We start from the raw sequence: 17,454 nt of genomic DNA on the forward strand, positions 1-17,454 counted from the left end.
AGAGTCTCAGCGATCGGACACAACCACAGAAATGTGGCTGGTACGCTTCAGGATGCGATCCGCACGACCTTTAGCACGCGGCATAATGCGCTTCATGCTCGGGCCTTCGTCTACGAAGATTTTCGCAACTTTCAGCTCATCAATGTCAGCGCCATCGTTGTGCTCTGCGTTGGCAATGGCAGACTCCAGTACTTTTTTAACCAGACCAGCAGCTTTCTTGTTGGTGTAGGTCAGAATTTCCAGAGCTTGCGACACTTTCTTACCGCGGATCAGGTCAGCCACCAGGCGAACCTTTTGAGCAGAAGAACGAGCATGAAGATGTTTAGCTAAAGTTTCCATCTCTTCCTCCTACCTTATTTTTTCTTGGCTTTTTTATCAGCCGCGTGACCGCGATAAGTACGAGTCGGAGCAAATTCACCCAATTTGTGACCGACCATTTCATCGGAAACAAATACTGGAACGTGCTGACGACCATTATGGACAGCGATGGTCAAACCGATCATAGTTGGAAAGATCGTTGAACGACGGGACCAAGTGCGCAGAGGCTTCTTGTCACCGCTTTCCACCGCTTTCTCTACCTTCTTCAGCAAGTGCAGGTCAATAAAAGGACCTTTCTTGAGAGAACGTGGCATGGTTTATCCTCTAATATTATTTAGTACGGCGACGTACGATGAATTTATCAGTACGCTTGTTGCTGCGGGTCTTCTTACCTTTGGTCTGAATGCCCCACGGGGATACCGGGTGCTTACCAAAGTTACGACCTTCACCACCACCGTGCGGGTGGTCTACTGGGTTCATTGCCGTACCGCGAACGGTAGGACGAACACCGCGCCAGCGTGCAGCACCTGCTTTACCCAGAACGCGCAGCATATGCTCAGAGTTACCTACTTCGCCCAGCGTAGCGCGGCAGTCAGATTCGACTTTACGCATTTCGCCAGAACGCAAACGCAGGGTCACATACGCACCGTCACGTGCAACGATCTGCACGTAAGTACCAGCAGAACGCGCCAACTGACCGCCTTTACCCGGTTTCATTTCCACGTTGTGTACGGTGGAACCAACCGGAATATTGCGCATCGGCAACGTGTTGCCAGCCTTGATAGCTGCATCAACGCCAGACTGGATCTGATCACCGGCTTTCAGGCCTTTCGGCGCCAGGATATAACGGCGTTCGCCGTCTTTGTACAGAACCAGAGCGATGTTGGCGGAACGGTTCGGATCATATTCCAAACGTTCTACAACAGCAGGGATACCATCTTTGTTGCGTTTGAAGTCAACAATACGGTACTGCTGTTTGTGGCCACCACCGATATGACGGGTAGTGATGCGGCCATTGTTGTTACGGCCACCGGATTTGCTGTTTTTTTCCAGCAACGGGGCATAAGGTTTGCCCTTGTGCAGCTCAGGGTTAACCACTTTAACAACGTGGCGACGACCCGGAGATGTCGGTTTACATTTAACAATTGCCATTGTTCTTTACTCCTCCGACTTACTCTGCGCCGCCGATGAAGTCCAGATTCTGGCCTTCTTTCAGGGTGACGTAAGCTTTTTTCCAGTCGCTACGACGACCGATACGCTGTCCATGACGTTTCGTTTTCCCTTTAACCAGCAGGGTACGAACTTCATTGACTTCGACTTCAAACAGTTTCTGCACAGCAGCTTTGATTTCTGCTTTGGTCGCGTCTTTAGCAACTTTGAGCACGATGGTGTTGTGTTTTTCCATCGCAGTAGACGCTTTTTCAGAAACGTGAGGTGCAGTCAGCACCTTAAGCAGACGTTCTTCACGGATCATGCCAGCATCTCCTCAACTTGCTTAACAGCGTCAGCCGTCATTACGACTTTGTCGAAGGCGATCAGGCTAACCGGATCGATACCCGCTACATCACGTACGTCAACCTTGTACAGGTTGCGTGCAGCCAGGAACAGATTTTCATCCAGTTCACCGGTGATGATCAGCACGTCGTCCAGCGCCAGGTCTTTCAGTTTCTGCGCCAGCAACTTGGTTTTCGGTGCTTCAACAGAGAACTGCTCGACAACGATCAAACGATCCTGACGTACCAGCTCGGACAGGATGCTTTTCAGCGCGCCGCGGTACATCTTTTTGTTTACTTTTTGACTGTGGTCCTGAGGCTTGGCAGCAAAGGTCACACCACCGGAACGCCAGATCGGGCTCTTGATAGAACCTGAACGCGCACGGCCAGTACCTTTCTGACGCCACGGTTTTTTACCGGAACCAGTTACTTCAGCACGGGTCTTCTGAGCACGAGTCCCTTGACGGGCACCAGCTGCATAAGCAACAACAACCTGGTGTACCAGCGCTTCGTTGAAATCACGACCGAAGGTAGTTTCGGAAACAGTCAGCGCGCTTTGCGCGTCTTTCAATACTAATTCCATTGCTATCCCCTTACGCCTTCACAGCCGGTTTAACGATCAGGTCGCTACCGGTTGCACCCGGGACAGCACCTTTCACCAGCAGCAGGTTGCGCTCAGCGTCAACGCGTACTACGTCCAGACTCTGAACGGTTACACGCTCGTTGCCCAGCTGACCAGCCATTTTCTTGCCTTTGAACACTTTGCCCGGAGTCTGGTTCTGACCGATAGAACCCGGAACGCGGTGAGACAAGGAGTTACCGTGGGTAGCATCCTGAGTACGGAAGTTCCAGCGTTTAACAGTACCCGCGAAACCTTTACCTTTGGCTGTACCAGTAACGTCAACTTTTTTCACGTCAGCGAAAATTTCAACGCTGATGCTTTGGCCTACGGTGAACTCTTCGCCTTCTGACAGACGGAATTCACGCAGTACGCGACCAGCTTCAACACCGGCTTTTGCAAAATGACCTGCTTCAGGCTTGGTAACGCGGTTTGCTTTTTTAGCACCGGTAGTTACCTGTACAGCCTGGTAGCCGTCATTAGCCAGGTCTTTAACCTGAGTAACGCGGTTTGCTTCAATTTCGATAACGGTTACAGGGATAGAAACGCCGTCTTCAGTGAAGATGCGGGTCATGCCCACTTTTTTACCGACTAAACCAATCATTGTATCAACCTCTCAATCGCTTGATGACCTGATTAACCCAGGCTGATCTGCACGTCTACACCGGCAGCCAGGTCCAGACGCATCAGAGCATCAACGGTTTTCTCGGTTGGCTCAACGATGTCAACCAGACGCTTGTGAGTGCGAATTTCGTACTGATCGCGCGCGTCTTTGTTGACGTGCGGGGAGATCAGAACGGTAAAGCGCTCTTTGCGGGTCGGCAGCGGGATCGGACCACGTACTTGCGCACCAGTGCGCTTGGCCGTCTCAACGATTTCCGCGGTTGCTTGATCGATCAGGCGATGATCAAACGCTTTCAGGCGGATACGGATTCTTTGGTTCTGCATGAGACCAGAGCTCCAATTATTTATAAACGTAAATGATTACTCCTCACACCCATTTCGATTGATGGGGGAGTGTAATCGTTCGGCCATAACTCCCAAATCGGGAGTATTGTTGACCCATGCCTATTGCATGGCGTCTCTGTTCGTAAACGTACTGCATATACGTGCATCACATTTAACGAAACAGGCCCGACTTAATTCAGACGGGCACGCGCATTATACGTAAATCTGTTCAGGAAGCAACCGTGTTTTACACAATCACGCCGGTTTTAGCTGCGCTTGCAAATAATTAGGCAACCCGAGGCGCGCTATCAGGTCAAGTTCTGTCTCAATCCAGTCGATGTGCCCTTCTTCATCAGCCAGGATTTCAATCAGCAGATCGCGACTGACATAATCGCGCACCGAATCCATGTACACGATCCCCTCACGCAACCCCTTGGCGCCATCCAACTCCAGCGTCAGGTCAGAACGCAGTATCTCCTCGACATCCTCGCCAATGTTGAGCTTGCCGAGATCTTGCAGATTAGGAATCCCTTCGAGAAACAAAATACGCTCGATATAACGATCGGCATGTTTCATTTCATCGATGGATTCGTGGTATTCGTGCTAGTCAAGGCGGGTCAGTCCCCAGTTTTTAAACATACGGGCATGCAAAAAATACTGGTTGATCGCGACCAGTTCATTACCCAGCAACTTATTTAGATGTGCTATGACTTTTTTATCACCTTTCATGACATTGCTCCTTCGCTCCAGGTCTTAAAAGTGTAGAACTGGAGGGGGGAGAGTCAACGAAATCGCCTACATTTTGTGCGGTTTCAATCAAGGCAGCGATTACGCAACGTCAGAAATGGGTGACAACATGGCCTGCTCTTCTTCCATAATCAGGCGAGCCTGGCGAATACATTTGCCGCAGTCACTGCCAATCGGCATTAACTGGCGCAGTTGATTGAGCGAGCGGGGTTGATACTGGCGAACGGCATGCCGAATAACTTTATCGGAAATTGCATTACACAAGCAGACATACATACAGGATAACTCATTCTCTCAGTCGCGGACCCACACTCTCTTTCGTTGCTACCTTCCGCACGGCAGTCACAAAAGTGACGATAAAATAGTCAATGAGAGTGTAAATAAGAATGGTTTTTATTTCAATTACAGTTTTGTCAACGCCCATAAAAAAAGGACACCGAAGTGTCCTTTTTCACAGCAATGCTGTGTTACCTAAGTTGTCGGCAATTAAGCGATAACTTTAGCAACAACACCTGCACCAACGGTACGGCCGCCTTCACGGATAGCGAAACGCAAGCCCTCGTCCATCGCGATCGGGTGGATCAGGGTAACAACCATTTTGATGTTGTCGCCCGGCATTACCATTTCAACGCCTTCCGGCAGTTCGATGGTGCCCGTTACGTCAGTGGTACGGAAGTAGAACTGAGGACGGTAGCCTTTGAAGAACGGCGTATGACGGCCACCTTCATCTTTGCTCAGGATATACACTTCAGATTCGAACTGGGTGTGCGGCTTGATGGAACCCGGCTTAGCCAGTAACTGACCACGTTCGATTTCTTCACGCTTGATACCACGCAGCAGAACACCAACGTTCTCACCCGCACGGCCTTCGTCCAGCATTTTGCGGAACATTTCAACGCCAGTACACGTTGATTTCGCCGTATCTTTGATACCAACGATTTCAACTTCTTCACCGACTTTAACGATACCGCGCTCTACACGACCGGTCACTACAGTACCACGGCCGGAGATGGAGAATACGTCTTCGATAGGCAGCAGGAACGGACGGTCAATCGCACGCTCAGGTTCTGGGATGTAGGAATCCAGGTAGCCAGCCAGTTCGATGATTTTTGCTTCCCACTCTGCTTCGCCTTCCAGTGCTTTCAGCGCTGAACCACGAACGATAGGCGTATCATCACCCGGGAAGTCGTACTGAGACAGCAGCTCACGCACTTCCATCTCAACCAGTTCCAGCAGCTCTTCGTCATCAACCATGTCACATTTGTTCAGGAACACGATGATGTACGGAACGCCTACCTGGCGACCCAGCAGGATGTGCTCACGGGTCTGCGGCATCGGGCCGTCAGTCGCAGCAACTACCAGGATCGCGCCGTCCATCTGGGCAGCACCGGTGATCATGTTTTTCACGTAGTCGGCGTGTCCCGGGCAGTCAACGTGTGCGTAGTGACGGGTCGGGGTGTCGTATTCAACGTGAGAGGTGTTGATGGTGATACCACGTGCTTTTTCTTCCGGTGCGTTATCGATCTGATCGAATGCACGCGCGCTACCGCCGTAGGTTTTAGCCAGTACGGTGGTGATCGCTGCGGTCAGCGTGGTTTTACCATGGTCAACGTGGCCGATAGTACCGACGTTAACGTGCAGTTTAGTACGTTCAAATATTTCTTTCAACACGGCTATATTCCTTACTCAAATAACCTCCCCTGAGGAGAGGGCATGGGATCAATGTATTAGGCTTGGTAATTATTTACCACGAGCTTCAATAACGGCCTGAGCAACGTTGTTCGGCGCATCATCGTACTTCAGGAACTCCATGGAGTAAGAAGCACGGCCTTTGGTCAGAGAACGCAATTGAGTTGCGTATCCGAACATTTCAGACAGCGGAACTTCAGCATGAATCACAACGCCAGTGACGTTAGATTCCTGACCACGCAGCATACCACGACGACGGCTAAGGTCACCGATTACGTCACCGGTGTTCTCTTCCGGCGTTTCCACTTCAACCTTCATGATAGGCTCAAGCAGAACAGGTTTTGCTTTTTTGAAGCCATCTTTAAAGGCGATAGACGCAGCCAGTTTAAACGCCAGTTCAGAGGAGTCAACGTCATGGTAAGAACCGAAGTGCAGACGCACGCCGAGATCAACCACCGGGTAACCCGCCAGCGGGCCCGCTTTCAGCTGTTCCTGAATGCCTTTATCAACGGCAGGGATGTATTCGCCAGGAATTACACCACCCTTGATGTCGTTGATGAACTCATAACCTTTCGGATTTGAGCCCGGCTCCAGCGGGTACATGTCGATAACGACGTGACCATACTGACCGCGACCACCAGACTGCTTGGCGTGTTTACCTTCGATATCGGTAACTTTCGCGCGAATCGCTTCACGGTAAGCAACCTGAGGTTTACCCACGTTCGCTTCAACGTTGAATTCACGCTTCATACGGTCAACGATGATGTCGAGGTGCAGTTCACCCATACCAGCGATGATGGTCTGATTCGTTTCTTCGTCAGTCCATACGCGGAACGACGGGTCTTCTTTCGCCAGACGGCCCAGAGCCAGACCCATTTTTTCCTGGTCAGCTTTGGTTTTCGGTTCAACGGAGATAGAGATAACCGGCTCAGGGAATTCCATACGTTCCAGAATAATCGGAGCATCCGGGTTACACAGGGTATCACCTGTCGTTACGTCTTTCAGACCAATAGCTGCCGCGATGTCGCCTGCGCGAACTTCTTTGATCTCTTCACGTTTGTTGGCGTGCATCTGAACGATACGGCCAAAACGCTCACGCGCTGCTTTCACGGAGTTCAGCACGGTATCACCGGAGTTAACCACACCGGAGTAAACGCGGAAGAACGTCAGGTTACCCACAAACGGGTCGGTAGCAATTTTGAATGCCAGCGCAGCAAACGGCTCGTCATCACTTGCGTGACGTTCAGCCGGTGTGTCTTTACCGTCATCCAGCATACCGTTGATCGCCGGTACATCAACCGGAGATGGCAGGTAATCAACTACCGCATCCAGCATTGCCTGTACGCCTTTGTTTTTAAAGGCTGAACCACAGGTAACCAGAATGATTTCGTTGTTCAGAACGCGCTGACGCAGAGCTTTTTTGATCTCTTCTTCAGTCAGTTCTTCACCGCCCAGGTATTTCTCCATCAGCTCTTCGGAAGCTTCCGCAGCGGATTCGATCAGGTTCTGGTGCCATTCGTCAGCCAGTTCCAGCATATCAGCAGGGATATCTTCGTATTCGAAGGTGACGCCTTGGTCGGCTTCGTTCCAGTTGATCGCTTTCATTTTCACCAGGTCAACAACACCGGTGAAACCTTCTTCAGCACCAATCGCCAATTGCAGCGGAACCGGGTTCGCGCCTAAACGGGATTTGATCTGACCAACGACCTTCAGGAAGTTCGCGCCCATGCGGTCCATTTTGTTAACGAACGCGATGCGCGGAACCTTGTATTTGTTAGCCTGACGCCATACGGTTTCAGACTGCGGCTGAACACCACCAACAGCACAGTAAACCATGACTGCACCATCAAGAACACGCATGGAACGTTCTACTTCAATAGTGAAGTCAACGTGTCCCGGGGTGTCGATGATGTTTACGCGGTGCGGCTCAAACTGCTTCGCCATACCAGACCAGAACGCAGTAGTCGCAGCGGAGGTAATGGTAATCCCACGCTCTTGCTCCTGCTCCATCCAGTCCATCGTGGCGGCGCCGTCGTGAACTTCACCGATTTTGTGGTTTACGCCTGTGTAGAACAGAATACGTTCAGTCGTGGTGGTTTTACCGGCGTCGATGTGTGCACTGATACCGATGTTACGGTAGCGTGCAATGGGTGTTGTACGAGCCATTTGTTTCCTCTATATCTTCGGACGTTCAATTCATCAGTTAACACAAACGGGCGGGCCGTAAAGCACGCCCGCCTGGTTAGCCCGCGGGAATTACCAGCGGTAGTGAGCGAACGCCTTGTTGGCTTCGGCCATGCGGTGAACGTCTTCACGTTTCTTAACAGCAGTACCTTTGTTGTCTGCTGCATCAGAAAGTTCGTTCGCCAGGCGCAAAGCCATCGATTTATCACCGCGTTTACGAGCAGCTTCAACGATCCAACGCATTGCCAAGGCATTACGACGGACCGAACGGACTTCAACCGGAACCTGGTAAGTTGAACCACCAACACGGCGGGACTTAACTTCGACAGTCGGACGAACGTTGTCCAGAGCGACTTCGAAAGCTTCCAGTTCGTTTTTACCAGAACGCTGTGCCAGGGTTTCCAGCGCGGTATAGACGATTGCTTCTGCGGTAGATTTTTTACCGTCTACCATCAGAATGTTTACAAATTTGGCCAGTAATTCAGATCCGAACTTAGGATCCGGCAGAATTTTACGTTGACCAATGACGCGACGACGTGGCATGGAAATACTCCGTTGTTAATTCAGGATTGTCCAAAACTCTACGAGTTTAGTTTGACATTTAAGTTAAAACGTTTGGCCTTACTTAACGGAGAACCATTAAGCCTTGGGACGCTTAACGCCGTACTTGGAACGGCTCTGCTTACGATCTTTAACACCAGAGCAGTCCAGTGCACCACGTACGGTGTGGTAACGCACACCCGGGAGGTCTTTAACACGACCGCCACGGATCAGGATCACGGAGTGCTCCTGCAGGTTGTGACCTTCACCACCGATGTAGGAAGTCACTTCAAAACCGTTAGTCAAACGTACACGGCATACTTTACGCAGTGCAGAGTTTGGTTTTTTCGGAGTGGTAGTATATACGCGAGTACATACACCACGTTTTTGCGGGCACGCTTCCAGCGCAGGAACGTTGCTTTTTGCAACCTTCAGAGAGCGCGGTTTGCGAACCAGCTGGTTAATTGTTGCCATTAAAAACTCCTGGTTTTTATTTCGCTTCGTAAACACGTGATAAATCGCCCCATATATTACAGAGTAAAATATGGGGACGCAGAATTTTAGGGCTGACAGTGAAAGGAGTCAAGAAATAGTCAAAATTTCAGCATCACCACGCCAGTTGCACAGCGTGTTGGGCGGTCAGCCGGACAAATTCAGTATAGTCGACCAGTGGAATACTGGTTGAAATTTGTTCTACCAAGCCTCGAGCGACCACATCTTCATGCAAGGCGTAGACAGGAATGCCCAACGTCAGCAGGCGCGCCGCTACAGGCCCCTGTCTCAGCGCAGCAATAACGCCGTCTTGCAGCAGCAGCAGCGCATCCTGTGGCAGCACGCAACGCAACATCGCGTCGATATCGGTGTGATAGGGCGAACGGGAAAGCGTGTGCAAGCGCGTTTTCAGAGGTTGGGTCACAGGCTGCATAAGCGTAGCACTCTCAAATAAAACACTTTCAAATTAAAACGTAAGCACAGTGTCATAGTCGGCAAGCGTTGCACGCAGGGCATCCGGCGCGAGCCGTTCAACGTCAACCACCCATGCGGTATCCGCGTGCAGGCCGCGCTGATCGGCAGACACCGCACACAGATAGCAGCGCTCAATGTCGTACAGCGGCAACACGCCAAACGTGGCAATGTAGTTACGCATCAGAATGACGTCAGGCTGCTGACCGGGCAACAGTTGCAACACACCGTCACCGATAAAAAACACGCCAATGTCATCGGTCAGCGCGGAAGTTGCCAATAAGGCATCCAACCCTTCTCGCCCTGACGCGTCACCGTGCGGAGCATGGATAAACAAGAAAGCGATGCGCTTCATTATCGCTCCTTAAAATTGTACGACGCGATCGCACGTCAATACAGACTGGGCCAGTTCACCTAAACCGCTCAGTGAAAAACCCGATTGCAAATTGGCAGTGGGCAGTGCGAGCAGCCTTGCCTGTTCGCTGTCCGTGACGCCGCGACGCAGTGCAGCGGCCACGCAGACATTGAGTGCCACCTGATACGTTGCCCCCAACTGCTGCCACGCACGCGTCAAATCGAACTCATCATTAGCGGGGGACATCAGTTGACTGGCGTTCAGCACCCCTTCCCGATAAAAAAAAACGCTTTCCAGGCTGTGCCCTTGCGCAATCAACGCCCGGGCAAACAGCAGCGCGCTACTCGCCTGCTGCGTACCGTATGCCGGGCCTGTCACCAAGAGGCAATAACGCAACATCAGCGATCGTGCCCGCTGAAGTCACCGTTTTTAAACTGGCGAATGTAGAGGTAAACGGTGTGCTTGGAAATATTCAGGCGATCTGCCACCTGATTGATCGCGTCCTTGATATCGAAAATACCCTTTTCATAGAGGTTCAGCACAATTTGCCGGTTCTTGGCATTGTTAGAAACGTTGCGATCCGCGTTCACTTCTTCAATAGAGAACTCGAGCGTCTGCGCAACGAGATCGTCCACGGAGGAGGCGAAGTTCACCGAGGAAGCCACTTCATGGGTTTCCGGCGGAATAAAAGTCTGCACAATCTGGGAAAAAGGCACATCAAGGTTCATGTTGATGCATAACAGGCCGATCACACGCTGCTCGCGGTTACGAATGGCGATAGTGACCGATTTCATCAGCACGCCACTTTTGGCTCGAGTGAAGTACGCTTTGGATACGCTACTGTCCTCCCCCGCCATATCATGCAGCATACGCAACGCCAGATCGGTAATCGGCGAACCGATTTTACGCCCAGTGTGTTCGCCGTTGGCAATGCGCACCGCTGAGCATTTAAGATCTTCTAACGCGTGCAACACGATTTCACAGTGTTCACCGATCAGCATCGCCAGACCGTCTACCACCGCCTCGTAAGATTTCAGGATCTCATGGTCCGTCGGGTTAAACGGCCGTTCCTCCAGCAAATCAATTTCATTTGATTCGCCAGACACAAGCGAATTTGACATGGCTGACACCATCCTCGACATCATCTATTTAATTGCCTTAACTGTTTAGGCACTCACCATCCACAGGACATTACCCGTCATACTTCACGTCGCAAACACGGTGGCTACGCTCGTTATTCGGCCCATCCTTGGGCCTCACCTCTTACGAGGCCGCCGCACGCAGCGTTCAAATCTGCTCCCGGCAGATTTGTCACCCGAATCACTTACCTCAGTAAGCTCATCGGGAATCACTCCCTTGCCGCCTTCCTGCAACGTGAATTATTTAAGGTGTAGTCTACCAAATGTCCCTTCTCCCGTCCCCGCATTTCACGGTTCTACCCCCCTTTTACACGACATCTGAACACCGTCTTAAGGTTGGCTTAATTTTAATAGCTTACCGTCACGCGCTATCACTCATTTTGTCTTTATTCATTGAGATAGCCATGAAAATTCGTTTTACCCTTTCCCGCCCCGAGTGGACAAGCATCGGCTACGTGCTGTTTTTCTCCGCCTTTATCACGCTGGTGCAAAACATTGCCTACTATCGTCAAACGCTGCACCTGTTGGATTTCAGCCAGCGTACAACGCTGCCTTTTTTCCTGAGTATGCCATTGGTGATTTTCGCCGTACTCAATATCGTCTTTACCCTGTTCGCCATTCCCTACCTGCGCCAATGGGCGATTGCTGCACTGCTGATCGCGGGTGCTTCAGTACAATATTTCATGCTGAACTACAGCATTATTATCGATCGCACCATGATACAGAACGTGATGGAAACCAACGTGTCGGAATCTGTCGATCTGTTTACGCCGCAACTGGCGCTTTGGGTATTGCTCGTCGGGGTCTTGCCTGCCGGATTCGCGCTATGGGTAAAAATAAAACCGACGGCATTAACCGCGATCAGCATCGGTCAGCGCTTTTTGATTATCGCACTGTCACTGCTGACAATATTGCTCGTCGCCGCGCTATTTTACAAAGATTACGCGTCATTAATGCGAAATAACAAGGAGTTGGTGAAATCTATTACCCCCAGCAACGTGATCGCCGCCAATCTTTCCTACGTCAAGCATCGGGCGCTGGCTAACCAGCCGTTAGTGCAAATCGGCCTGGATGCACATCAAGGCCCCCGTCCTGCTAATGCTAATGGTAAGAAAAACCTGATCATTTTGGTGGTAGGAGAAACCGCCCGCGCGGAAAACTTCTCTCTGGGTGGGTATGGCAAAGAGACAAACCCGCAGTTGAAAAAGGCCAATGTAATCTATTTTCCCCATACCCAGTCGTGTGGCACCTCAACCGGCGTTTCGGTGCCTTGCATGTTCTCTAACATGCCACGCACACAATACGATGCCGCACTGGCCAGCCATCAGGAAGGGCTGTTGGATATTGTTCAACGCGCAGGCATCAATGTGCTGTGGCAGGAAAATGACGGCGGATGCAAAGGCGTCTGTAACCGGGTTCCCAACAAAGACGTTCCCAGTATCGCGGCTCCGGGCTTATGCAGCGGCGGAGAATTCTACGATGAGGCGTTGTTTACCGGTGTGGAAGATCATATCAATCAACTGAATAGCGATGCCATTATCGTGCTGCACATGATTGGCAGTCACGGACCTGCCTATTACAGACGTTATCCGGACGCGTTTAAACAATTTACCCCGACCTGCGACACCAACCAGATTCAGAACTGTTCCCGAGATGCGCTAACCAACACCTATGACAACACGTTGCTTTATCTGGATAACACGGTAAACAACGCGATAGAGTTGCTGAAACACCACCAGGATAAGTTCAACACCGCATTGGTTTATCTCTCCGATCATGGAGAATCATTGGGGGAAGACGGCGTTTATTTACACAGCATGCCCTATGCCGTCGCTCCTTCACAACAAACGCATATTCCAATGTTGATGTGGCTGTCGCACGACTACCAGCAGCAATTTGCCGTACAAGAGACATGTTTGCGACAACGCGCGCAAACGCAAAGTTATTCGCAAGACAATCTGTTTCACACCATACTGGGAATGCTTAATGTTACTACCAACGAATATCAGCCTGAATGGGATATCCTCAAGGGATGTCGGGATCGACGTGCATGAGATTGTTGATTGTAGAAGATGATGCCTTACTGCAAGAGGGATTGTTACTGGCGCTCAGCCAGGAGGGATACGCCTGCGACTGCGCAGGCGGAGCCAAACAGGCGGATGCGCTATTAAACAGCGCGCCATACAGTCTGGTGGTCCTGGATCTCAGTCTACCGGATGGTGATGGTTTGCAGCTGCTGGCGCGCTGGCGCAAACAGCACCAGCATATGCCAGTGTTGATCCTGACCGCCCGCGATACCATCGACGATCGCGTCAGCGGGCTGGACTCCGGTGCCGATGACTATCTGGTCAAGCCGTTTGCGCTGACAGAGCTGCTGGCTCGGGTCAGAGCCCTGATCCGCCGCCACCAAGGCGCAAGCGACAACCTGGTTGTGGTGGGCGATCTTTGCCTTGATCTCACGACGCAGCAGGTGAGCCTGAAGCATGAATCGGTTATTCTGACGCCCAAAGAGTTTGCGATTCTCGCAAGGCTGGTATTGAAAGCCGGGCAGCCCGTTCACCGCGAACTGCTGCATCAGGATATTTACAGTTGGAATGACGATCCCGCCTCAAACTCACTTGAAGTTCACGTCCATCATTTACGACAGAAAATCGGCAAAGCGCGCATCCGTACCTTGCGCGGCTTTGGCTACCTGTTCACGACCGAGGATGACGCATGAAACGCATTTTCAGCTCGATGTCTCCCCCTGCGGCCAGCATGCGCTGGCGGCTTATCATCGCGCTGGGATGTATTTTGTTGACGTGTCAGCTCATCAGCGTCGCCTGGCTATGGCATGAAAGTAAGGAACAGATCGAGTTTTTGGTGGATAAAACGCTGAGTGAACACGCGCGCAACGAGCATATCGCCAAGGAAATACGCGAATCGATCGCCTCACTCAGCATACCCAGTCTGGTAATGGTGCTGGCTTCCCTGTTTCTTTCTATTCAGGCCGTGAACTGGATTACGCGGCCCCTGTCGCGCCTTGCTGCGGAATTAGGCAACCGCAGTGCGGAAAATTTGGAACCTATCGCAGATTATCAGCAGGTGGAAGAGATCGCCGCCGTGACACGCTCCATGAACCAGCTCTTTGTGCGCCTGAATGAAACGCTGGAACGAGAGCGCCAATTTACCGCTGACGTCGCACACGAACTACGTACCCCACTGGCATGCATACGGCTGCATCTGGAACTCCAACAGCAACGTCATGGGGTCGATTGCCAGCCGCTGATTGCACGCATTGATACCATGACACGAACCGTTGAACAGCTGCTTCAGTTGGCGCGCGCCGCCGTGGCGTTTTCCTCCGGCCACTACCAACAGGTTTCGCTGGCTCAGGATGTGATTGTCCCCATACAGGATACGGTGGAAGAGATGGCCAGTCAGCGCAACCAGCGCATCGACTGGCAAATCAGTGAGGGAGCGGTGGCGATACAGGGCGATGCCACGTTACTGCAACTGCTGCTGCGTAATTTGATCGAGAATGCCCACCGTTACAGTCCCCCAGAGAGCACGATCACTGTGCGGCTTACCGCCGACCCGCAAATCACCTTGCAGGTACGTGACCAAGGGCCTGGCATTGATGAAAGTAAAGTCGGCGAATTGAGTAAGGCGTTTGTCCGTATGGACACACGCTACGGCAGCATCGGACTTGGGTTGAGTATTGTCACCCGCGTGGCGCAACTGCACCATGGCGCATTGACGCTCAGCAACCTACCTGAGGGCAACGGCACGCTGGCGGAGGTCACCTTCCCGCCGCTACTTTCATAAAAAAAGCCGCGGGTTACCCCACGGCTACAACGCTAGCGCAAGTTATTTAGCGCTTTTCTCGGCAGCAGGTTTTTCTGCTTTAGCGGCCGGTTTGGCATCAGCGTCTGCCTTGATATCCAGCAGTTCCACTTCAAACACCAGCGTAGAGTTCGCCGGAATGCCCGGAACGCCATTTTCGCCATAAGCTAACTCAGGCGGAATAACCAGTTTGATTTTCCCGCCTTTTTTAACCTGCTTCAGCCCTTCAGTCCAACCAGGAATAACCCCATCAAGACGGAAAGAGAGCGGTTCGCCACGTTTGTAAGAGTTATCAAACTCGCTACCGTCAACCAGCGTACCTTTGTAGTTAACCACTACGGTATCGCTCTCTTTCGGCGCAGCACCCGTCCCCTCTTTCTCTACCTGATACAGCAGGCCAGATTCCGTTTTCTTCACGCCTTTTTCTTTGGCAAATGCATCACGGAATTTAGTGCCTTTTTCAGCGCTTTCTTTAGCATCCTGCTTCATTTTCGCTTCTGCTGCGGTTTTCACACGCGTTTCGAAACCTTGCAGGGTCTTCTCAATCTCTTCGTCGCTCAGCTTGCTCTTGTCAGCAAACGCGTCCTGAACGCCAGCAATCAACTGATCTTTGTTTAAGGTGATACCCAGTTTTTCTTGCTCTTTCAGGGAGTTATCCATGTAACGCCCCAAGGAAGCACCCAGCGCATAAGCGGCGGCATCCTCATCGCTCTTGAATTTTGCCGCTGGGGCCGCATCGGACGCTTTCGCCGCTTCTGCTGCCATTACCAGGTTAGCATTCAGCGTCAGTGCCATCGTCGTCGCTAACAGCGTTACTTTAAATAGTGATCTCATCTATCATCTCCCGGTCTGGAACGACAGGCTCCAGAAACATTAATCGTAAATGCGCGACTACTATAACTGCGGGTATCGAGACAACACAACGACACACACAACAATCCTTTGATAAAATTCCCTGAATTATTCATAGGCCCATTTTCCGACCTCGTCGATGTCCGGAGGTTCCGAATATTCGGCTAGATACGACAAAATACAGAGGAATCGTAATGCCCCATACGCAACTCGAGCAACGTATTGAAATGCTTGAAAGCAAGCTGGCTTTTCAGGAGCTCACCATTGATGAGTTGAACCAAACGGTCGTCCAGCATGAATTGGAAATGGCGAAAATTCGTGAGCACCTGCGCCTGTTAGTCGAAAAATTGAAAGCAACATCCCCTTCTCTTCTCGCCTCACAGTCCGAAGAGACGCCACCGCCACACTATTAACCGATAATGCTGGCGCATCCGTACCGCCACGGATGCGCCAGATCACATTTATCACATCATTCCAGGCGTTCCGCACGGCTTCACACTCGCCAGAATAACAAATAACAAATTGATTTTAATCATCTAAACTGAAAACCCCTTACCGTTAGTCAAAAATCCTGATAGCAAATCGCTCTTGACAGTCCCTTTAGAAAAACCAAAAATGCAAACGTTCCCGATAACGTTATTAATTGTTCTTTTCATTTTTCCGATGACACTAAAAGAGAACATCATGACCAAAATTAATATCGATTTACGTGGCCTGAACCCTGCCCCCGTTACACCTTTCAACCGCGATGGTTCCGTTGATTACGCCGCGTGTAAAAAACTGGGTGCCTGGCTTGCCAGCATCGATGGCGTTAAAAGTCTGACCGTATTGGGCCACGCCGGTGAAGGCACCTTTATGTCTCAGAGCGAGCAGATGAAAGTGATTGAAGCGTTCGCGGAATCAGTGAACGGTGCCATTCCAATCATCGCGGGTATCACGCTCGAAGGCACAGAAGTGGCAGCCGAAGAAGCCAAACGCGCCATCAGTGCGGGGGCCTCTGCGGGCCTGCTGTATCCTTCTCACGGCTGGCTGCGTTTTGGCTATCAGAAAGGGGCACCGCAGGATAAATACCGTCAGGTCTATGAAGAAAGCGGCCTTCCGCTGATCCAGTTCCAGTATCCCGATGCCACCAAGTGCACCTATAACCTGGAAACATTGCTGGAGATTTCCGCTCAACCCGGTGTGTTTGCCATGAAGAACGGCGTGCGCAATATGCGTCGCTGGGACACTGAGATCCCGGTAATCCGTCGTGAACGTCCGGACCTGCAAATCCTGAGCTGCCATGACGAATATCTGCTCTCGACGGCCTTTGATGTAGACGGTTTCCTGGTGGGCTATGGCAACATTGCGCCGGAGCTGCTGGTAGAGATGATCAAAGCTGGCAAGGCGAAGGATTACAAAAAAGCCCGTGAGATCCATGACCGCCTGCTGCCCGTGACCAAAAGCGTGTATCACCGTGGCTCGCACATGGAAGGAACGGTAGCGCTGAAGCATGCGCTGGTAGCGCGTGGCATTCTGGACCACGCGACAGTGCGTTCTCCGCTGCTGCCATTGGAACCCGGTGCGGAAGAAGAAATCAACGCCGCTATTCGCGCTGCTGAGCTGTCATTCGTTGGCTAATACCACCACACTGACGCTGACATGACGGGTACGCCCGCCTTCATACCCTGAACGGCGGGCGTATTATCGATCTCAACGGCATCCAACTCCCCACGCTTGTTAGCGCAATCAAACGTAGATGTTGCGCATTATTGTATGCTTTTGCATAGTAATCCCTGATTA

The 17,454-nt window shown here is 51.4% G+C and carries 22 protein-coding genes and 1 pseudogene; 5 read left to right on the forward strand and 18 right to left on the reverse strand.

What is annotated here, in order from left to right:
- Window positions 1–6 precede the first annotated feature (6 nt).
- From rplV to K6K13_RS21375, 17 genes and pseudogenes are all read right to left on the reverse strand, one after another.
- Entirely contained in the window at window positions 7–339 is a 333-nt protein-coding gene (gene rplV, locus K6K13_RS21295; RefSeq protein WP_222158734.1) for a 50S ribosomal protein L22, read from the reverse strand.
- Between the two features lie 14 nt (window positions 340–353).
- Window positions 354–632, reverse strand: coding sequence for a 30S ribosomal protein S19 (gene rpsS / locus K6K13_RS21300; RefSeq protein WP_161133058.1), 279 nt, complete (start codon window positions 630–632; stop codon window positions 354–356).
- 16 nt (window positions 633–648) lie between these two features.
- Window positions 649–1,470, reverse strand: a complete 822-nt coding sequence (rplB, locus tag K6K13_RS21305) for a 50S ribosomal protein L2 (RefSeq protein WP_222158735.1) — start codon at window positions 1,468–1,470, stop codon at window positions 649–651.
- 19 nt (window positions 1,471–1,489) lie between these two features.
- Complete coding sequence (gene rplW, locus K6K13_RS21310; protein ID WP_195316357.1) at window positions 1,490–1,792, reverse strand: 50S ribosomal protein L23; 303 nt, start codon at window positions 1,790–1,792, stop codon at window positions 1,490–1,492.
- Window positions 1,789–2,394, reverse strand: coding sequence for a 50S ribosomal protein L4 (gene rplD, locus K6K13_RS21315; protein WP_222158736.1), 606 nt, complete (start codon window positions 2,392–2,394; stop codon window positions 1,789–1,791). The genes rplW and rplD overlap by 4 nt, the downstream gene beginning before the upstream one ends.
- 10 nt (window positions 2,395–2,404) lie before the next feature.
- The gene (gene rplC, locus K6K13_RS21320; RefSeq protein WP_222158737.1) at window positions 2,405–3,034 is read right to left on the reverse strand and encodes a 50S ribosomal protein L3; all 630 of its coding nucleotides are present in this window, start codon (window positions 3,032–3,034) and stop codon (window positions 2,405–2,407) included.
- A gap of 32 nt (window positions 3,035–3,066) precedes the next feature.
- Window positions 3,067–3,378, reverse strand: a complete 312-nt coding sequence (gene rpsJ, locus K6K13_RS21325; RefSeq protein ID WP_140554275.1) for a 30S ribosomal protein S10 — start codon at window positions 3,376–3,378, stop codon at window positions 3,067–3,069.
- A gap of 255 nt (window positions 3,379–3,633) precedes the next feature.
- Window positions 3,634–4,107 (reverse strand): annotated as a pseudogene (gene bfr / locus K6K13_RS21330) (bacterioferritin).
- A 99-nt stretch (window positions 4,108–4,206) separates the two neighbouring features.
- The gene (bfd, locus tag K6K13_RS21335; protein ID WP_222158738.1) at window positions 4,207–4,401 is read right to left on the reverse strand and encodes a bacterioferritin-associated ferredoxin; all 195 of its coding nucleotides are present in this window, start codon (window positions 4,399–4,401) and stop codon (window positions 4,207–4,209) included.
- Between the two features lie 210 nt (window positions 4,402–4,611).
- On the reverse strand, window positions 4,612–5,796 hold the full coding sequence (gene tuf / locus K6K13_RS21340) for an elongation factor Tu (protein ID WP_222158739.1): 1,185 nt from the start codon (window positions 5,794–5,796) through the stop codon (window positions 4,612–4,614).
- A gap of 69 nt (window positions 5,797–5,865) precedes the next feature.
- Window positions 5,866–7,980, reverse strand: a complete 2,115-nt coding sequence (gene fusA / locus K6K13_RS21345) for an elongation factor G (RefSeq protein ID WP_222158740.1) — start codon at window positions 7,978–7,980, stop codon at window positions 5,866–5,868.
- A gap of 90 nt (window positions 7,981–8,070) precedes the next feature.
- Window positions 8,071–8,541, reverse strand: a complete 471-nt coding sequence (rpsG, locus tag K6K13_RS21350; RefSeq protein WP_222158741.1) for a 30S ribosomal protein S7 — start codon at window positions 8,539–8,541, stop codon at window positions 8,071–8,073.
- Between the two features lie 96 nt (window positions 8,542–8,637).
- Window positions 8,638–9,012, reverse strand: coding sequence for a 30S ribosomal protein S12 (gene rpsL / locus K6K13_RS21355; protein WP_195315730.1), 375 nt, complete (start codon window positions 9,010–9,012; stop codon window positions 8,638–8,640).
- Window positions 9,013–9,145: 133 nt separating this feature from the next.
- Complete coding sequence (gene tusB / locus K6K13_RS21360) at window positions 9,146–9,463, reverse strand: sulfurtransferase complex subunit TusB (protein WP_222158742.1); 318 nt, start codon at window positions 9,461–9,463, stop codon at window positions 9,146–9,148.
- Window positions 9,464–9,496: 33 nt separating this feature from the next.
- On the reverse strand, window positions 9,497–9,856 hold the full coding sequence (gene tusC / locus K6K13_RS21365) for a sulfurtransferase complex subunit TusC (RefSeq protein ID WP_222158743.1): 360 nt from the start codon (window positions 9,854–9,856) through the stop codon (window positions 9,497–9,499).
- 9 nt (window positions 9,857–9,865) lie between these two features.
- Window positions 9,866–10,255, reverse strand: coding sequence for a sulfurtransferase complex subunit TusD (tusD, locus tag K6K13_RS21370; RefSeq protein ID WP_222158744.1), 390 nt, complete (start codon window positions 10,253–10,255; stop codon window positions 9,866–9,868).
- The gene (locus K6K13_RS21375; RefSeq protein ID WP_222158745.1) at window positions 10,255–10,977 is read right to left on the reverse strand and encodes a helix-turn-helix transcriptional regulator; all 723 of its coding nucleotides are present in this window, start codon (window positions 10,975–10,977) and stop codon (window positions 10,255–10,257) included. Before K6K13_RS21375 ends, tusD begins: the two co-directional genes overlap by 1 nt.
- 422 nt (window positions 10,978–11,399) lie before the next feature.
- Here K6K13_RS21375 and eptA point away from each other — a divergent pair, with 422 nt between their 5' ends.
- Genes eptA through pmrB form a run of 3 tightly spaced genes read left to right on the forward strand, consistent with a single transcriptional unit; the run spans window position 11,400 to window position 14,802 of the window.
- On the forward strand, window positions 11,400–13,049 hold the full coding sequence (eptA, locus tag K6K13_RS21380) for a phosphoethanolamine transferase EptA (RefSeq protein ID WP_222158746.1): 1,650 nt from the start codon (window positions 11,400–11,402) through the stop codon (window positions 13,047–13,049).
- The gene (gene pmrA / locus K6K13_RS21385; protein ID WP_222158747.1) at window positions 13,046–13,714 is read left to right on the forward strand and encodes a two-component system response regulator PmrA; all 669 of its coding nucleotides are present in this window, start codon (window positions 13,046–13,048) and stop codon (window positions 13,712–13,714) included. The genes eptA and pmrA overlap by 4 nt, the downstream gene beginning before the upstream one ends.
- Window positions 13,711–14,802: a two-component system sensor histidine kinase PmrB gene (gene pmrB / locus K6K13_RS21390; RefSeq protein ID WP_252120374.1), complete on the forward strand. Its 1,092-nt coding sequence runs from the start codon at window positions 13,711–13,713 to the stop codon at window positions 14,800–14,802. The genes pmrA and pmrB overlap by 4 nt, the downstream gene beginning before the upstream one ends.
- A 42-nt stretch (window positions 14,803–14,844) precedes the next feature.
- Here pmrB and fkpA read toward each other — a convergent pair whose 3' ends face one another.
- Window positions 14,845–15,654: an FKBP-type peptidyl-prolyl cis-trans isomerase gene (fkpA, locus tag K6K13_RS21395; protein ID WP_222158748.1), complete on the reverse strand. Its 810-nt coding sequence runs from the start codon at window positions 15,652–15,654 to the stop codon at window positions 14,845–14,847.
- A 212-nt stretch (window positions 15,655–15,866) separates the two neighbouring features.
- Between fkpA and K6K13_RS21400 the strand changes: the two genes are divergently transcribed.
- Window positions 15,867–16,085, forward strand: a complete 219-nt coding sequence (locus K6K13_RS21400; protein WP_222158749.1) for a protein SlyX — start codon at window positions 15,867–15,869, stop codon at window positions 16,083–16,085.
- A gap of 271 nt (window positions 16,086–16,356) precedes the next feature.
- The gene (locus K6K13_RS21405) at window positions 16,357–17,292 is read left to right on the forward strand and encodes a dihydrodipicolinate synthase family protein (protein WP_222158750.1); all 936 of its coding nucleotides are present in this window, start codon (window positions 16,357–16,359) and stop codon (window positions 17,290–17,292) included.
- The last annotated feature ends 162 nt before the right edge of the window (window positions 17,293–17,454 follow it).

The organism is Symbiopectobacterium purcellii, from assembly GCF_019797845.1.
Lineage (GTDB): Bacteria > Pseudomonadota > Gammaproteobacteria > Enterobacterales > Enterobacteriaceae > Symbiopectobacterium > Symbiopectobacterium purcellii.

Excerpts from the sequence above, each read along its gene's own strand:
- rplV (WP_222158734.1), bottom strand. The coding sequence starts at position 339 with ATGGAAACTTTAGCTAAACATCTTCATGCTCGTTCTTCTGCTCAAAAG.
- rpsS (WP_161133058.1), bottom strand. The coding sequence starts at position 632 with ATGCCACGTTCTCTCAAGAAAGGTCCTTTTATTGACCTGCACTTGCTG.
- rplB (WP_222158735.1), bottom strand. The coding sequence starts at position 1,470 with ATGGCAATTGTTAAATGTAAACCGACATCTCCGGGTCGTCGCCACGTT.
- rplW (WP_195316357.1), bottom strand. The coding sequence starts at position 1,792 with ATGATCCGTGAAGAACGTCTGCTTAAGGTGCTGACTGCACCTCACGTT.
- rplD (WP_222158736.1), bottom strand. The coding sequence starts at position 2,394 with ATGGAATTAGTATTGAAAGACGCGCAAAGCGCGCTGACTGTTTCCGAA.
- rplC (WP_222158737.1), bottom strand. The coding sequence starts at position 3,034 with ATGATTGGTTTAGTCGGTAAAAAAGTGGGCATGACCCGCATCTTCACT.
- rpsJ (WP_140554275.1), bottom strand. The coding sequence starts at position 3,378 with ATGCAGAACCAAAGAATCCGTATCCGCCTGAAAGCGTTTGATCATCGC.
- bfd (WP_222158738.1), bottom strand. The coding sequence starts at position 4,401 with ATGTATGTCTGCTTGTGTAATGCAATTTCCGATAAAGTTATTCGGCAT.
- fusA (WP_222158740.1), bottom strand. The coding sequence starts at position 7,980 with ATGGCTCGTACAACACCCATTGCACGCTACCGTAACATCGGTATCAGT.
- rpsG (WP_222158741.1), bottom strand. The coding sequence starts at position 8,541 with ATGCCACGTCGTCGCGTCATTGGTCAACGTAAAATTCTGCCGGATCCT.
- rpsL (WP_195315730.1), bottom strand. The coding sequence starts at position 9,012 with ATGGCAACAATTAACCAGCTGGTTCGCAAACCGCGCTCTCTGAAGGTT.
- tusB (WP_222158742.1), bottom strand. The coding sequence starts at position 9,463 with ATGCAGCCTGTGACCCAACCTCTGAAAACGCGCTTGCACACGCTTTCC.
- tusC (WP_222158743.1), bottom strand. The coding sequence starts at position 9,856 with ATGAAGCGCATCGCTTTCTTGTTTATCCATGCTCCGCACGGTGACGCG.
- tusD (WP_222158744.1), bottom strand. The coding sequence starts at position 10,255 with ATGTTGCGTTATTGCCTCTTGGTGACAGGCCCGGCATACGGTACGCAG.
- K6K13_RS21375 (WP_222158745.1), bottom strand. The coding sequence starts at position 10,977 with ATGTCAAATTCGCTTGTGTCTGGCGAATCAAATGAAATTGATTTGCTG.
- eptA (WP_222158746.1), top strand. The coding sequence starts at position 11,400 with ATGAAAATTCGTTTTACCCTTTCCCGCCCCGAGTGGACAAGCATCGGC.
- pmrA (WP_222158747.1), top strand. The coding sequence starts at position 13,046 with ATGAGATTGTTGATTGTAGAAGATGATGCCTTACTGCAAGAGGGATTG.
- pmrB (WP_252120374.1), top strand. The coding sequence starts at position 13,711 with ATGAAACGCATTTTCAGCTCGATGTCTCCCCCTGCGGCCAGCATGCGC.
- fkpA (WP_222158748.1), bottom strand. The coding sequence starts at position 15,654 with ATGAGATCACTATTTAAAGTAACGCTGTTAGCGACGACGATGGCACTG.
- K6K13_RS21400 (WP_222158749.1), top strand. The coding sequence starts at position 15,867 with ATGCCCCATACGCAACTCGAGCAACGTATTGAAATGCTTGAAAGCAAG.
- K6K13_RS21405 (WP_222158750.1), top strand. The coding sequence starts at position 16,357 with ATGACCAAAATTAATATCGATTTACGTGGCCTGAACCCTGCCCCCGTT.